This is a genomic window from Pseudomonas sp. NFACC43, assembly GCF_900119645.1.
GTDB lineage: Bacteria > Pseudomonadota > Gammaproteobacteria > Pseudomonadales > Pseudomonadaceae > Aquipseudomonas.
In genome coordinates this window covers 384,455-398,643 of the sequence record NZ_FPKK01000004.1, presented here as the reverse complement: position 1 = coordinate 398,643, position 14,189 = coordinate 384,455, and the positions used below count along the sequence as shown (strand labels likewise).

The 14,189-nt window shown below is 60.3% G+C and carries 12 protein-coding genes and 1 pseudogene; 9 read left to right on the top strand and 4 right to left on the bottom strand.

The window, feature by feature from the left end:
* Both BT179_RS10500 and BT179_RS10495 read right to left on the bottom strand, forming a co-directional pair.
* Positions 1-225: pseudogene (locus BT179_RS10500) on the bottom strand (IS110 family transposase); the annotation flags it as partial.
* 116 nt (positions 226-341) lie between these two features.
* Positions 342-869, bottom strand: coding sequence for an outer membrane protein assembly factor BamE (locus tag BT179_RS10495; RefSeq protein WP_072388581.1), 528 nt, complete (start codon positions 867-869; stop codon positions 342-344).
* A 97-nt stretch (positions 870-966) separates the two neighbouring features.
* Between BT179_RS10495 and fur the strand changes: the two genes are divergently transcribed.
* On the top strand, positions 967-1,371 hold the full coding sequence (gene fur / locus BT179_RS10490) for a ferric iron uptake transcriptional regulator (RefSeq protein WP_072388579.1): 405 nt from the start codon (positions 967-969) through the stop codon (positions 1,369-1,371).
* Between the two features lie 54 nt (positions 1,372-1,425).
* Here the strand turns inward: fur and recN are convergent, their stop codons facing one another.
* The gene (gene recN / locus BT179_RS10485) at positions 1,426-3,099 is read right to left on the bottom strand and encodes a DNA repair protein RecN (RefSeq protein ID WP_072430731.1); all 1,674 of its coding nucleotides are present in this window, start codon (positions 3,097-3,099) and stop codon (positions 1,426-1,428) included.
* Between the two features lie 243 nt (positions 3,100-3,342).
* On the opposite strand from recN, the gene grpE reads away from it, so the two are divergent.
* The 8 genes from grpE (at position 3,343) to BT179_RS10445 (ending at position 13,820) form a co-directional block, all read left to right on the top strand.
* The gene (grpE, locus tag BT179_RS10480; RefSeq protein ID WP_072388575.1) at positions 3,343-3,909 is read left to right on the top strand and encodes a nucleotide exchange factor GrpE; all 567 of its coding nucleotides are present in this window, start codon (positions 3,343-3,345) and stop codon (positions 3,907-3,909) included.
* A gap of 102 nt (positions 3,910-4,011) precedes the next feature.
* Positions 4,012-5,928, top strand: coding sequence for a molecular chaperone DnaK (gene dnaK / locus BT179_RS10475; protein WP_072388573.1), 1,917 nt, complete (start codon positions 4,012-4,014; stop codon positions 5,926-5,928).
* 319 nt (positions 5,929-6,247) lie between these two features.
* Positions 6,248-7,372, top strand: coding sequence for a molecular chaperone DnaJ (gene dnaJ, locus BT179_RS10470; RefSeq protein ID WP_072388571.1), 1,125 nt, complete (start codon positions 6,248-6,250; stop codon positions 7,370-7,372).
* A 9-nt stretch (positions 7,373-7,381) separates the two neighbouring features.
* Entirely contained in the window at positions 7,382-8,188 is an 807-nt protein-coding gene (gene dapB / locus BT179_RS10465) for a 4-hydroxy-tetrahydrodipicolinate reductase (RefSeq protein ID WP_072388569.1), read from the top strand.
* Between the two features lie 256 nt (positions 8,189-8,444).
* Complete coding sequence (carA, locus tag BT179_RS10460) at positions 8,445-9,581, top strand: glutamine-hydrolyzing carbamoyl-phosphate synthase small subunit (RefSeq protein ID WP_072430732.1); 1,137 nt, start codon at positions 8,445-8,447, stop codon at positions 9,579-9,581.
* A 105-nt stretch (positions 9,582-9,686) separates the two neighbouring features.
* Entirely contained in the window at positions 9,687-12,908 is a 3,222-nt protein-coding gene (gene carB / locus BT179_RS10455) for a carbamoyl-phosphate synthase large subunit (RefSeq protein ID WP_072388565.1), read from the top strand.
* Positions 12,909-12,910: 2 nt separating this feature from the next.
* On the top strand, positions 12,911-13,387 hold the full coding sequence (greA, locus tag BT179_RS10450; protein WP_072388757.1) for a transcription elongation factor GreA: 477 nt from the start codon (positions 12,911-12,913) through the stop codon (positions 13,385-13,387).
* 28 nt (positions 13,388-13,415) lie between these two features.
* A complete protein-coding gene (locus BT179_RS10445) occupies positions 13,416-13,820 on the top strand; it encodes an MFS transporter (RefSeq protein WP_072430733.1) in 405 nt (134 codons plus the stop codon).
* Positions 13,821-13,833: 13 nt separating this feature from the next.
* On the opposite strand, the gene BT179_RS10440 is transcribed toward BT179_RS10445, so the two are convergent.
* The gene (locus BT179_RS10440) at positions 13,834-14,142 is read right to left on the bottom strand and encodes a YhbY family RNA-binding protein (protein WP_072388561.1); all 309 of its coding nucleotides are present in this window, start codon (positions 14,140-14,142) and stop codon (positions 13,834-13,836) included.
* Positions 14,143-14,189 lie beyond the last annotated feature (47 nt).

Below are 14,189 nucleotides of genomic sequence, written 5' to 3'. Positions count from 1 at the left end.
AATCAGTTTTACCTCGTGGCCCAATGCCTCAACCTGTCGAGCCAGCCAGTGGGCACCGCCACACGACTCCATCACCACCGTGCAGGCCGGCAGTTGGGCCAATGTGCCGAGCAATTGGCTGCGGCTGGTTTTCTTGCGCAAAACCTGATGACCTTTGGCGTCCTGGCCGTGCAGATGGAAACTGTGTTTACCAATGTCGATGCCGAGAAGCGTCATCGTGTTCATGAGAGATCCTCCGCCGAAAACGAGAAAAGCCCTGCAAGCGTAAACCTGCAGGGCTTCTCGGTCAGGCTGACCATCTCATTAAACCCGGCATGCCGGGTTTTTTATTTAGATGCGGTTTATTGCGGCGACGTGTCCAGTGGCTCCGGTGTCGGGACCGGTACGGTCTCGACGCTGTCGACGTCCTTCTGGATCTGGTCCAGCAACGAGCCTGGCTTGGCCGGTTTTTCCGATTCCTGCTGCTCGGTGTTCTTGGTCGGATCGGTGACGGTAGTACCGCTTTCCTTGCCCATGATGGCTTCGTCACGGCTTACGCCAGGCATGAAATCGCCCGACAGGCTGACGAGTTGGTCATTGGCATTGAAGATAACGCTGATGCGTTCCTGCTGGCGCTCACCGCCGCCAGGCTGCAAGCTGTAGAGATAATCCCAGCGATCGGCGTGGAACGTGTCGGTCAACAGGGGGTTACCCATGATAAACCGTACTTGCCGACGGGTCATTCCGGGGCGTAACTGGTCTATCATGTCCTGCGTGACGACATTGCCCTGCTGGATGTCGATTTTGTAAACCCCGGGGAATGAACAACCGGCGAGTGCGAGCAGTCCCACGAAGGTGAAACTGGTTAGCAAGAGCTTGGTGTTTTGCATCGGTGGGCGACTTCCACTATCTTGGCTGGGACAACGTAAACGCCGATCATACCCGCATTAAGAGAAGCTGCGAAGCAGCATCGCGAGAAAGCTGACCATGGTTGAAAATAGCGAACTACGCAAAGCAGGCCTCAAGGTGACCTTGCCAAGGGTCAAGATTCTGCAAATGCTCGACTCCGCCGAGCAGCGGCACATGAGTGCCGAAGACGTCTACAAGGCCCTCATGGAAGCTGGCGAGGACGTCGGTCTGGCCACGGTTTACCGTGTACTGACTCAATTCGAGGCTGCCGGGCTTGTGGCTCGTCATAATTTCGATGGCGGTCATGCGGTTTTCGAACTGGCTGACGGGGAACATCACGATCACATGGTGGACGTGGAAAGCCGTGAGGTCATCGAATTCGTCAGTCCTGAAATCGAAAAGCTGCAAAAAGCAATTGCTGAAGACTATGGTTTCGAGCTGATCGATCACCATCTCGTCTTGCACGTACGTAAAAAGAAATAAGCTTTCGAAATGTAAAAAGGCGACCCTGGGGTCGCCTTTTTACATTTCAGCTCTTCAGATTTTTGTCGCGACGACCATTTTCTTCGCGTGAGCCAAGGACTCCTTGGTCAGGTCGATGCCCCCGAGCATGCGCGCCACTTCTTCGACTCGCTCGCTCTTGTTGAGCTTGGACACGGCGGTACGAGTGTCTTCCTCGCCCCTTACCTTGTGGACAAACAGGTGCTGATGCCCCTGTGCGGCAACCTGGGGCAGGTGGGTCACCGTCAGGACCTGGCCGCGTTCGCCTAAACGGCGTAGCAGCTGACCGACAATTTCCGCCGTGGGACCGCCAATGCCCACGTCCACCTCGTCGAATACCAGGGTCGGTACGCGTGAGGTCTGCGCGGTGATGACCTGGATGGCCAGGCTGATCCGAGACAATTCGCCGCCGGATGCGACTTTTGCCAACGCCTTGAGCGGTTGTCCCGGGTTGGCGCTGACCAGTAACTCCACCTGCTCCAGTCCGTTGGGCTGCAGTTCGTCGCCGGCGTTGGGGTGCAATTCGATGGTGAAACGGCCGCCTGGCATGCCCAGGCGCTGGATCTCCTGCTCCACGGCGCTGGCCAGCTTCGTCGCGGCCTGGTGGCGCAGCTCGCTGAGCTCCTTGGCCTTTTCCTGATAGTGGCGGGCATAGGAGGCCAGTTCGTCGCCCAGGCGTTCGATGGATTCATCGTTGGCGTTCAGGGTTTCGAGTTCATCGAGCAGGCGCTGTTGCAGCTCGATGACGTCGGTCGGCTGGACACGGTGCTTGCGGGCCAGCGTATAGATCGTGTCCAGGCGTTCTTCCAGGTATTGCAGGCGCGCCGGGTCGGCGTCGAAGTGATCGAGGAACCGGTTCAGTTCTCCGACGGCTTCCTCGACCTGGATCTGGGCGCTGGTCAGCAGGTTGGTCGCTTCGCTCAGCGAGCCGACGGAATTGTTCACGCTGGTGAGCCGGTTCAGGCTGGCGGTCAGGGCGCTGAGGACGTTGCCCGAATCGCTTTCGCTGCATTGCTCGACCACTTGCCGACAGATGCCCAGCAGGGTTTCGGCATTGGTCAGGTTCTTGTGTTCCTGCTCCAGCTCCTCCAGCTCGTTTTCACCCAGCGCCAGGTTTTCCAGCTCTTCGAGCTGGTAGCTCAGCAATTGATGGCGGGCACGTTGTTCGTCGCCGGAGTTGGAGAGCCGGTCCAGTTCCTGCCGGGTCTGGCGCCAGCGCTGGGCGGCCAGCTGGACCTGGCGGGCCAGGTCGGTCGCGCCGGCGTATTCATCGAGCAGGCGGCGATGGGTATCGGTCTTGAGCAGGGACTGGTGTTCGTGCTGGCTGTGAATGTCGATCAGCAGCTCGCCAAGGGCCTTGAGATCACCCAGGGGGCAGGGCGTGCCATTGATGTAGCCCCGGGAACGCCCCTCCGCGGTGATGACCCGGCGCAGGATGCACAGACCGTCGGTATCCAGGTCGCGCTCGGCCAGCCAGGCGCTGGCCTCGGGGATATCCACCAGGTCGAAGGTGGCCAGGATGTCGGCCTTGTCCGCCCCGGGCCGCACGACGCCGCTGTCGGCGCGGTCGCCCAGGGTCAGGCCCAGGGCGTCCAGCATGATGGACTTGCCGGCGCCGGTTTCACCGGTGATCACGCTCATGCCTCGATCGAGTTCAAGGTCGAGGTGTTCGACGATGGCGTAATTGTGTACGGACAGGTGAACCAGCATAAAGGCCGCTCCCAGGCTTCAGGTCTGGTTATTTATACAGTGTTTTGTTTTGGACTGACAATGCCTTCGCTTAGCTCGATTTGCTTGGGTAGTGGGATTTCTTAGCGCGACCGGTAATAGATATGCAGCTGTTTTTTGTAAGGTCAATTCGTCGGTCGGCCCTTGAAGCTGGAAAACCCGGCCCCATATACGGGGGCAGAAGCGCGAGTCGAGCCTCGCGGACGAAATTGAAAGGAGAAATCTATGGCTGACGAACAGACACCGGATACGCAAAATCTAGACGCCAATCAGGCTCCCCAGGATTCGGGCGAAGACCTGGCGGCACGTGTGCAAGTGCTCGAGGAGCAACTGGCGGGTGCGCAGGATCAGGCGTTGCGTGTCGCAGCCGACCTGCAGAACGTTCGCCGTCGCGCCGAGCAGGATGTTGAAAAGGCTCACAAATTCGCCTTGGAGCGGTTCGCCGGCGACCTGCTGCCGATCATCGACAGCCTGGAGCGCGGCCTGGAACTGTCCAGCCCGGACGACGAGAACATTCGTCCGATGCGCGAAGGCATCGAGCTGACCCTGAAGATGTTCCAGGACACCCTCAAGCGTTATCAGCTGGAAGCCATCGATCCTCACGGCGAACCCTTCAACGCCGAGCACCACCAGGCCATGGCGATGCAGGAAAGTGCCGACGTCGAGCCGAACAGCGTGTTGAAAGTTTTCCAGAAAGGCTACCTGCTCAACGGCCGCCTGTTGCGTCCGGCCATGGTCGTGGTCAGCAAGGCGCCGGCACCGGTTTCACCTTCTATTGACGAGCAGGCTTGAAATCGGGCGCAGCGGCCCCATTTAAGAAGTCAAGCGTTTAAGTGCTACCGCAGTTAGCCACCACTGCTGCGGCAACAAAATCCAAGTTCCGGGAGAGTTAACATGGGCAAGATCATCGGTATTGACCTGGGGACCACCAACTCGTGCGTCTCCGTATTGGAAAACGGCAAGGCCAAGGTTATCGAAAACGCTGAAGGCGCGCGTACCACGCCGTCGATCATCGCGTACGCCAACGACGGCGAAATCCTGGTGGGCCAGTCGGCCAAGCGCCAGGCAGTGACCAATCCGCACAACACCCTGTACGCGGTGAAGCGTCTGATCGGTCGCAAGTTCGACGAAGAAGTCGTTCAGAAAGACATCAAGATGGTGCCGTACAAGATCGCCAAGGCCGACAACGGTGACGCCTGGGTCGAAGTGAACAGCCAGAAAATGGCTCCGCCACAGATCTCGGCTGAAATCCTGAAGAAAATGAAGAAGACCGCCGAAGATTACCTCGGCGAGGCTGTGACCGAGGCGGTCATCACCGTACCGGCCTACTTCAACGACAGCCAGCGTCAGGCTACCAAGGACGCCGGCCGCATCGCGGGCCTGGACGTAAAACGTATCATCAACGAACCGACTGCCGCCGCCCTGGCGTACGGCATGGACAAGGCCAAGGGCGATCACACCGTGATCGTGTATGACCTGGGTGGTGGTACCTTCGACGTTTCCGTGATTGAAATCGCGGAAGTCGATGGCGAGCACCAGTTCGAAGTATTGGCCACCAACGGTGACACCTTCCTCGGTGGCGAGGACTTCGACATCCGCCTGATCGACTACCTGGTCGACGAGTTCAAGAAAGAAACCGGCATGAACCTCAAGGGTGACCCGCTGGCGATGCAGCGTCTGAAGGAAGCTGCCGAGAAAGCCAAGATCGAGCTGTCTTCGAGCCAGTCGACCGACGTGAACCTGCCGTACATCACTGCAGACGCCACCGGTCCTAAGCACCTGAACGTGAAAATCTCCCGTGCCAAGCTCGAAGCACTGGTTGAAGACCTGGTTCAGCGCACCATCGAACCTTGCCGCATTGCGATGAAGGATGCCGGTATCGACGTTGGCGCGATCAACGACGTGATCCTCGTCGGCGGTCAGACCCGTATGCCGCTGGTCCAGAAGCTGGTTACCGATTTCTTCGGCAAGGAGCCACGCAAGGACGTTAACCCGGACGAAGCCGTTGCCATGGGTGCTGCCATCCAGGGCGCCGTTCTGGCCGGTGACGTGAAGGACGTTCTGCTGCTCGACGTCAGCCCGCTGACCCTGGGTATCGAAACCATGGGCGGCGTGATGACTGCGCTGATCGAGAAGAACACCACGATTCCTACCAAGAAATCCCAGGTGTTCTCGACTGCCGATGACAACCAGAGCGCGGTGACCATCCACGTGCTGCAAGGTGAGCGCAAGCAGGCTGCCCAGAACAAGTCCCTGGGCAAGTTCGACCTGGCCGAGATTCCACCGGCTCCACGTGGCGTGCCGCAAATCGAAGTGACCTTCGACATCGACGCCAACGGCATTCTGCACGTAGGTGCGAAGGACAAGGCTACCGGCAAGACTCAGTCGATCGTGATCAAGGCCAACTCCGGTCTGTCCGAGGAAGAAATCCAGCAGATGGTTCGCGATGCCGAGGTCAACGCCGAGGAAGACCGCAAGTTCGAAGAGCTGGCCAGTGCCCGTAACCAGGGTGATGCGCTGGTGCACTCTACTCGCAAGATGGTGGCGGATGCCGGCGACAAAGTGACCGCTGAAGAGAAGACTGCGATCGAAGCGGCCGTGGTTGCCCTGGAAGCTGCCGTCAAAGGCGACGACAAGGCTGCCATCGAAGCGAAGATCGAGGAGCTGTCCAAAGTCTCCGCTCCAGTGGCCCAGAAGATGTACGCCGAACAGGCTCAGCCGGCTGAAGGTGCTGCGCAGCAAGGCGAATCGGCTGGCAAGGCTGACGATGTCGTCGATGCCGAGTTCGAAGAAGTGAAAGAAAACAAGTAATTGCTTGTTGGTTGGCCGGTTGACTGCGTTTGTGCGGTGACTGGTAGGATGTCGCCGCGCGGGGGCTTGCTCCCGCGTTGGCGTGTCTGGAGCCAACGAATTTTTACAGCATGCGACAGCGTTCGGGTGCTGGTGGCGTGATCGGGAATGCTCCTGCTTTCCGAACGACAGGCGCTGCGTTTTGGCCGGGTACCTGGCTGAAAGATTTAAGACCAGGATCGTTGAATCGGCGTTGGGTCCGAGCCTGTTTTGGGGGCTCAACGAGTTGGGCGAGGCTCAGGAGAGTTTTGCCGGACGTCCTATAAGAGTGCAAAGACTAATGGCGAAGCGTGATTTTTACGAAGTATTGGGTGTAGAGCGGGGGGCCAGCGAGGCGGAGCTGAAAAAGGCTTATCGTCGCCTGGCAATGAAGCATCACCCGGACCGTAATCCCGGCGATAAAGCGTCGGAAGAGCTGTTCAAGGAAGCCAACGAAGCGTACGAAGTGCTGTCCGACTCCAGCAAGCGTGCGGCTTACGACCAGTATGGCCATGCCGGTATCGATCCGAGCATGGGCGGTGGCGGTGCCGGGTTCGGCGGTCAGAACTTCTCCGATATCTTCGGCGACGTGTTCAGTGACTTCTTCGGTGGCGGTCGCGGCGGTGCCCGGGGCGGCGCCCAGCGTGGCAGCGACTTGCGCTACACGCTGGAATTGAACCTGGAAGAAGCGGTGCGCGGCACCACCGTCAACATCCGCGTGCCGACGCTGGTCAATTGCAAGCCGTGCGACGGTTCGGGGGCCAAGAAAGGGTCCTCGCCGGTTACCTGCCCGACCTGCGGCGGTATCGGTCAGGTTCGCATGCAGCAAGGCTTCTTCTCGGTGCAGCAGACCTGCCCGCGTTGCCATGGCCAAGGCAGAATCATTTCCGACCCGTGCGATTCCTGCCATGGCGAAGGCCGTGTCGAAGAATACAAGACGCTGTCGGTCAAGGTGCCGGCCGGTGTCGATACCGGTGACCGCATCCGCCTGTCCGGTGAAGGCGAAGCGGGTGCCCAGGGTGGCCCGACTGGCGACCTGTATGTGGTGATCAACGTGCGTGAGCACTCGATCTTCCAGCGCGACGGCAAGCATCTGTTCTGTGAGGTGCCGATCAGCTTCGTCGACGCAGCGCTGGGTGGCGAACTCGAGATCCCGACCCTGGATGGCCGGGTGAAGCTGAAGATCCCCGAGGGGACGCAGACCGGCAAGCAGTTCCGGATTCGCGGCAAGGGCGTCGCTCCCGTGCGTGGCGGCGGTGCCGGTGACCTGATGTGTCGTGTCGCGGTAGAGACGCCGGTGAATCTGAGTCGTCGTCAGCGCGAATTGCTGGAAGAGTTCCGCAGCTCGCTGGCCGACGACAACAGTCACTCACCGAAAACCACCGGTTGGTTCGAAGGCGTGAAGCGCTTCTTCGGCGATCTGTAAGGAGGTCGCATGCGACGTATAGCTGTGATGGGCGCTGCAGGGCGCATGGGCAAGGCGTTGGTCGAGGCCGTGCAGCAGCGTTCGCCGCTCTCGGGGCTGACGGCGGCCATCGTTCGGCCTGACAGCACCCTGGTGGGGGCTGATGCCGGTGAACTGGCCTCCCTTGGGCGTATCGGTGTCCCGATGTCCGGTGGCCTGGAAAAGGTGCTGGACGAGTTCGATGTCCTGATCGATTTCACGCTGCCGGATGTCATGCTGAAGAACCTCGCCGTCTGCCGCAAGCACGGTAAGGCCATGGTCATCGGTACCACTGGCCTGGATGCCGCGCAGAAGCAATTGCTCGCGGATGCTGGCAAGGATATTCCGATCGTGTTCGCGGCGAACTTCAGCGTCGGCGTGAACCTGTCGCTGAAATTGCTCGACCTGACCGCTCGCGTGCTGGGGGATGATGCGGATATCGAAATCATCGAGGCGCATCACCGGCACAAGATCGATGCGCCATCGGGCACCGCCTTGCGCATGGGGGAAGTGATTGCCGATGCGCTGGGGCGTGACCTGCAGGAAGTGGCGGTCTATGGGCGCCAGGGGCACACCGGCGCGCGGGAGCGGGACACCATCGGTTTCGCGACCGTGCGTGGTGGGGATGTGGTAGGTGACCATACCGTGCTGTTCGCCACCGAAGGCGAGCGCCTGGAAATCACCCATAAGGCTTCCAGTCGGATGACATTCGCCAAGGGCGCCGTGCGTGCCGCGCTGTGGCTGGATGGGCGCGAGCCTGGGCTGTACGACATGCAGGACGTCCTCGACCTGCGTTGATGTCTTCGAGGCGGGGTTCGGGTTACACTGAGCCCCGTTTTGCACCGCTTCGCGACGCCCTGTCGCATTCCCCTGCCTTTAAGGCTCATTAGCGGTGGACCAAAAAAGCCTTTTTCTGTAAGCTACAGCTTTAGTGTGTCCACTAAAAGCGCGCAGAATAATTCAGTGTAAAGAAGCGGGGTGACGTGTCCATACGTCACTCCGCTTTTTTACAACCTGCGATCGCCCTTTCAGGCTTTATTTACGGGAGGTCTTCTTGACTAAGCCAGCCATACTCGCCCTTGCTGATGGCAGCATTTTTCGCGGCGAAGCCATTGGAGCCGACGGTCAGACCGTTGGTGAGGTGGTGTTTAACACCGCAATGACCGGCTATCAGGAAATTCTTACCGATCCTTCCTACGCCCAGCAGATCGTTACCCTGACTTACCCGCACATCGGCAACACCGGCACCACGCCGGAAGACGCCGAGTCCGATCGTGTCTGGTCCGCTGGCCTGGTCATCCGTGACCTGCCGCTGGTAGCGAGCAACTGGCGTAACACCATGTCCCTGTCCGACTACCTGAAAGCCAACAACGTCGTGGCGATCGCTGGAATCGACACCCGTCGCCTGACTCGCATCCTCCGGGAAAAAGGCGCGCAGGACGGCTGCATCATGGCCGGAGACAACATTTGCGAAGAAGCGGCCATCGCCGCCGCCCAAGGCTTCCCTGGCCTGAAGGGCATGGACCTGGCCAAGGTGGTCAGCACCAAGCAGCAGTACGAGTGGCGCTCCTCGGTCTGGGACCTGAAGATCGACGGCCATCCGACGATCGAAGCGTCCGAATTGCCGTACCACGTCGTTGCATACGACTACGGCGTCAAGCTGAACATCCTGCGCATGCTCGTGGCGCGCGGCTGCCGTGTGACCGTGGTCCCGGCGCAGACCCCGGCGGCCGACGTCCTGGCCCTCAAGCCCGACGGTGTGTTCCTGTCCAACGGCCCGGGCGACCCCGAGCCTTGCGACTATGCAATTCAGGCGATCAAGGATGTGCTGGAAACCGAGATTCCGGTCTTCGGCATCTGCCTCGGTCACCAGTTGCTGGCCCTGGCCTCGGGCGCCAAGACGCTGAAGATGGGCCACGGCCACCATGGCGCCAACCACCCGGTCCAGGACCTGGATACCGGTGTCGTGATGATCACCAGCCAGAACCACGGCTTCGCCGTGGACGAAGCGACCCTGCCGGCCAATGTGCGGGCAATCCACAAGTCGCTGTTCGATGGCACGCTGCAAGGCATCGAGCGAACCGACAAGAGCGCCTTCAGCTTCCAGGGCCACCCTGAAGCCAGCCCGGGCCCGAACGATGTGGCTCCGCTGTTCGATCGCTTCATCAATGAAATGGCCAAGCGACGCTGACCGCGTGAAGCCCGAGGGCGGCCCCGCATGCGGAGGCCCCTGCGGGCGCTTCAAAGATTGTTCGACGGCCTAGCCGACAGACCTGCGGATTTGAGTGACAAACCCATGCCAAAACGTACAGACATAAAAAGCATCCTGATTCTCGGCGCTGGCCCGATCGTCATCGGCCAGGCCTGCGAGTTCGACTATTCCGGCGCCCAGGCCTGCAAGGCCCTGCGCGAGGAGGGCTACCGCGTCATCCTGGTGAACTCCAACCCGGCCACCATCATGACCGACCCGGCCATGGCCGACGCCACCTATATCGAGCCGATCAAGTGGCAGACCGTTGCCAAGATCATCGAAAAGGAGCGCCCGGACGCGCTGTTGCCGACCATGGGTGGCCAGACCGCGCTGAACTGCGCCCTGGACCTCGAGCGTGAAGGCGTCCTGGAGAAGTTCGGTGTGGAAATGATCGGCGCCAATGCCGACACCATCGACAAGGCCGAAGACCGCTCGCGTTTCGACAAGGCGATGAAATCCATCGGCCTGGAATGCCCGCGCTCGGGCATCGCCCACAGCATGGAAGAAGCCAACGCCGTGCTGGAGCGCCTCGGTTTCCCTTGCATCATCCGTCCCTCCTTCACCATGGGTGGCACCGGTGGTGGCATCGCTTACAACCGTGAAGAATTCGAAGAGATCTGCTCCCGTGGCCTGGACCTGTCGCCGACCAAGGAACTGCTGATCGACGAATCCCTGATCGGCTGGAAAGAGTACGAGATGGAAGTGGTCCGCGACAAAAAGGACAACTGCATCATCGTCTGCTCCATCGAAAACTTCGACCCGATGGGTGTGCACACCGGTGACTCGATCACCGTCGCGCCGGCCCAGACCCTGACCGACAAGGAATACCAGATCCTGCGTAACGCCTCCCTGGCGGTACTGCGCGAGATCGGCGTGGAAACCGGCGGTTCCAACGTCCAGTTCGGCATCTGCCCGAACACTGGCCGGATGGTGGTCATCGAGATGAACCCGCGGGTGTCCCGTTCGTCGGCCCTGGCCTCCAAGGCGACCGGCTTCCCGATCGCCAAGGTCGCCGCCAAGCTGGCCGTCGGCTACACCCTGGACGAGTTGTCGAACGACATCACCGGCGGCAAGACCCCGGCATCCTTCGAACCGTCCATCGACTACGTCGTTACCAAGCTGCCACGTTTCGCCTTCGAGAAATTCGCCAAGGCCGACGCCCGCCTGACGACCCAGATGAAGTCGGTGGGTGAAGTCATGGCCATCGGCCGGACGTTCCAGGAATCCCTGCAGAAAGCGCTTCGTGGCCTGGAAGTGGGTGTTTGCGGTCTCGATCCGAAGGTCGACCTGAACAACCCGGAAAGCATGAGCGAGCTCAAGCGCGAGCTGACCGTGCCGGGTGCCGAGCGTATCTGGTACGTGGCCGACGCCTTCCGTGCCGGCATGACTGTCGAGCAGATCTTCGGCATGAACATGATCGATCCATGGTTCCTGGTGCAGATCGAAGATCTGGTCAAGGAAGAGGAAAAGGTCAAGACCCTGGGCATGTCCAGTATCGACCGCGATACCATGTTCCGCCTCAAGCGCAAGGGTTTCTCCGACATGCGCCTGGCCAAGCTGCTGGGTGTGACCGAGAAGAGCCTGCGTGCGCATCGCCACAAGCTCGAAGTGTTCCCGGTCTACAAGCGCGTCGACACTTGCGCCGCCGAATTCGCCACCGACACCGCCTACCTGTACTCCACGTACGAGGAAGAGTGCGAGGCGGCGCCATCGGGCCGTGACAAGATCATGATCCTGGGCGGCGGTCCGAACCGGATCGGCCAGGGTATCGAGTTCGACTATTGCTGCGTACACGCCGCACTGGCCCTGCGCGACGACGGGTATGAGACCATCATGGTCAACTGCAACCCGGAAACCGTATCCACCGACTACGACACCTCCGATCGCCTGTACTTCGAGCCAGTGACCCTGGAAGACGTGCTGGAAATCGTTCGCGTCGAGAAGCCAAAGGGCGTGATCGTCCAGTATGGCGGCCAGACGCCGCTGAAACTGGCCCGTGCCCTGGAGGCCGCCGGCGTGCCGATCATCGGTACCAGCCCGGATGCGATCGACCGCGCCGAAGACCGTGAGCGCTTCCAGCAGATGGTCGAGCGCCTGAACCTGCGTCAGCCACCTAACGCCACCGTGCGCAGCGAAGACGAAGCGATTCGTGCCGCCGCCAAGATCGGTTATCCGCTGGTGGTGCGTCCATCCTATGTACTGGGCGGTCGGGCGATGGAAATCGTCTATCAAGAGGAAGAGCTCAAGCGCTACCTGCGCGAAGCGGTCCAGGTGTCCAACGACAGCCCGGTGCTGCTGGACCATTTCCTCAACTGCGCCATCGAAATGGACGTGGATGCGGTCTGTGACGGCAAGGACGTGGTGATCGGCGCGATCATGCAGCACATCGAGCAGGCTGGCGTTCACTCCGGCGACTCGGCCTGTTCGCTGCCGCCGTACTCGTTGCCGGCGCACCTGCAGGACGAAATGCGCGAGCAGGTCAAGAAAATGGCCCTGGAACTGGGTGTGGTCGGCCTGATGAACGTGCAGCTGGCGCTTCAGGGCGAAGACATCTACGTCATCGAGGTCAACCCGCGCGCGTCCCGTACCGTGCCGTTCGTGTCCAAGTGCATCGGTGTTTCCCTGGCGATGATCGCGGCGCGCGTCATGGCCGGCAAGACCCTGGCCGAACTGAACTTCACCAAGGAAATCATTCCGAACTTCTACAGCGTGAAAGAGGCGGTGTTCCCATTCGCCAAATTCCCTGGTGTGGACCCGATCCTCGGCCCGGAAATGAAGTCCACCGGTGAAGTGATGGGGGTGGGCGACACCTTCGGCGAGGCTTTCGCCAAGGCCCAGATGGGCGCCAGCGAAGTCCTGCCAACAGGCGGCACGGCGTTCATCAGCGTGCGTAATGACGACAAGCCACTGGTTGCAGGCGTGGCCCGTGATCTGATCAACTTGGGCTTCGAAGTGGTTGCCACTGCCGGTACCGCCAAAGTGATCGAGGCGGCGGGCCTGAAAGTGCGCCGCGTGAACAAGGTGACCGAAGGGCGTCCGCATGTGGTCGACATGATCAAGAATGACGAAGTCACGCTGATCATCAACACCACTGAGGGTCGCCAGTCGATCGCCGATTCCTATTCCATTCGTCGCAATGCACTGCAGCACAAGATCTATTGCACAACGACCATTGCTGCGGGCGAAGCGATCTGCGAAGCGCTCAAGTTCGGTCCCGAGAAGACCGTGCGCCGCTTGCAGGATCTACATGCAGGATTGAAGGCATGAGCATAACCAAGTACCCCATGACCGTTCAGGGCGCTCGCGCCCTGGAAGCCGAGCTGGCCCACCTGACCAAGGTCGAGCGTCCGCGCTTGAGCCAGGCTATCGGTGAGGCCCGCGAATTGGGCGATCTCAAGGAAAACGCCGAATACCATGCCGCCCGCGAGGAACAGGGCATGGTCGAGGCGCGTATCCGGGATATCGAAGGCCGCATGCAGAACGCCGTGATCATCGACGTCACGACGATTGAGCATACGGGCAAGGTGATTTTCGGTACCACCGTGGAAATCGCCAACGTCGAAACCGATGAAAGCGTGACCTACCAGATCGTTGGTGAGGACGAAGCAGACATCAAGCTCGGCAAGATATCCGTTGGTTCGCCCATCGCCCGCGCCTTGATTGCCAAGGAGGAAGGGGATGTGGTCGCGGTAAAGACGCCGGGTGGCGTCATCGAGTACGAGATTGTCGAAGTCCGCCACATCTGAGCGAGGCCGCCTGCTTAAAGCGGGCGCCATGCTTTGGCAGCTGACCCAGATGTTATGGGTGGGCGGCCTCTGGTTGCTGCACATCGGTATGCTGCCGGTGCTGGCTCGGATCGGCCTGGCGCCGCTGCTGATCGATGAAATAGCTGGCATGCTGACGCTGCTGCTGGTCATCTTCTCGGCAGTGTGTGTCGTATTCCAGGCCTTGGTACTGGTTCAGGTCGAGGGCCTTTCGAGCCTATGGCGCGACATTCGTGGGCAGTTGCTGCTCATGGCGCTGTATGCGTGCGGGATGTTCTTCGCGGTGCGTCTCGGCTGGCCGGATGCGAGTCGGTGGCAGGTATTCAGTTACCTGGTGCTGGGTTTCTCTGGCTTGGCGCTGGTGCTGCAGCCGGTTCCGGGGTGGAGCGGCAGGGTACGCGAAGCGCACCCTTGAGCTTTGATTGGCGTTACTTGAAGCGGTGAACGTTCGACAGTTGCTTGTTGACGCTGAAATTCTTGCGATAAATCAACGCCATCTTGCCGATGACCTGCACCAGGTCGGCCTTGCCGGCCTTGCACAGTTCAGCGATGGCAGCCAGGCGGGCTTCGCGATCGAGGATGTTGAGCTTGATCTTGATCAGCTCATGATCGCTCAGGGCGCGTTCCAGCTCGGCCAGTACACCTTCAGTCAAACCGTTGTCAGCCACAGTCAAAACCGGTTTCAGATGGTGGCCAATGGATTTGTATTGTTTCTTCTGCTCTTGAGTGAGCGGCATAATCTGACCCCTGCGTCTGATCTTGTAAAAAAGCGGCGGCCAGTTTA

Coding starts and splice junctions, on each gene's coding strand:
- fur (WP_072388579.1), top strand. CDS start 967: ATGGTTGAAAATAGCGAACTACGCAAAGCAGGCCTCAAGGTGACCTTG.
- BT179_RS10440 (WP_072388561.1), bottom strand. CDS start 14,142: ATGCCGCTCACTCAAGAGCAGAAGAAACAATACAAATCCATTGGCCAC.
- dnaK (WP_072388573.1), top strand. CDS start 4,012: ATGGGCAAGATCATCGGTATTGACCTGGGGACCACCAACTCGTGCGTC.
- dapB (WP_072388569.1), top strand. CDS start 7,382: ATGCGACGTATAGCTGTGATGGGCGCTGCAGGGCGCATGGGCAAGGCG.
- carB (WP_072388565.1), top strand. CDS start 9,687: ATGCCAAAACGTACAGACATAAAAAGCATCCTGATTCTCGGCGCTGGC.
- BT179_RS10495 (WP_072388581.1), bottom strand. CDS start 869: ATGCAAAACACCAAGCTCTTGCTAACCAGTTTCACCTTCGTGGGACTG.
- BT179_RS10445 (WP_072430733.1), top strand. CDS start 13,416: ATGCTTTGGCAGCTGACCCAGATGTTATGGGTGGGCGGCCTCTGGTTG.
- dnaJ (WP_072388571.1), top strand. CDS start 6,248: ATGGCGAAGCGTGATTTTTACGAAGTATTGGGTGTAGAGCGGGGGGCC.
- recN (WP_072430731.1), bottom strand. CDS start 3,099: ATGCTGGTTCACCTGTCCGTACACAATTACGCCATCGTCGAACACCTC.
- grpE (WP_072388575.1), top strand. CDS start 3,343: ATGGCTGACGAACAGACACCGGATACGCAAAATCTAGACGCCAATCAG.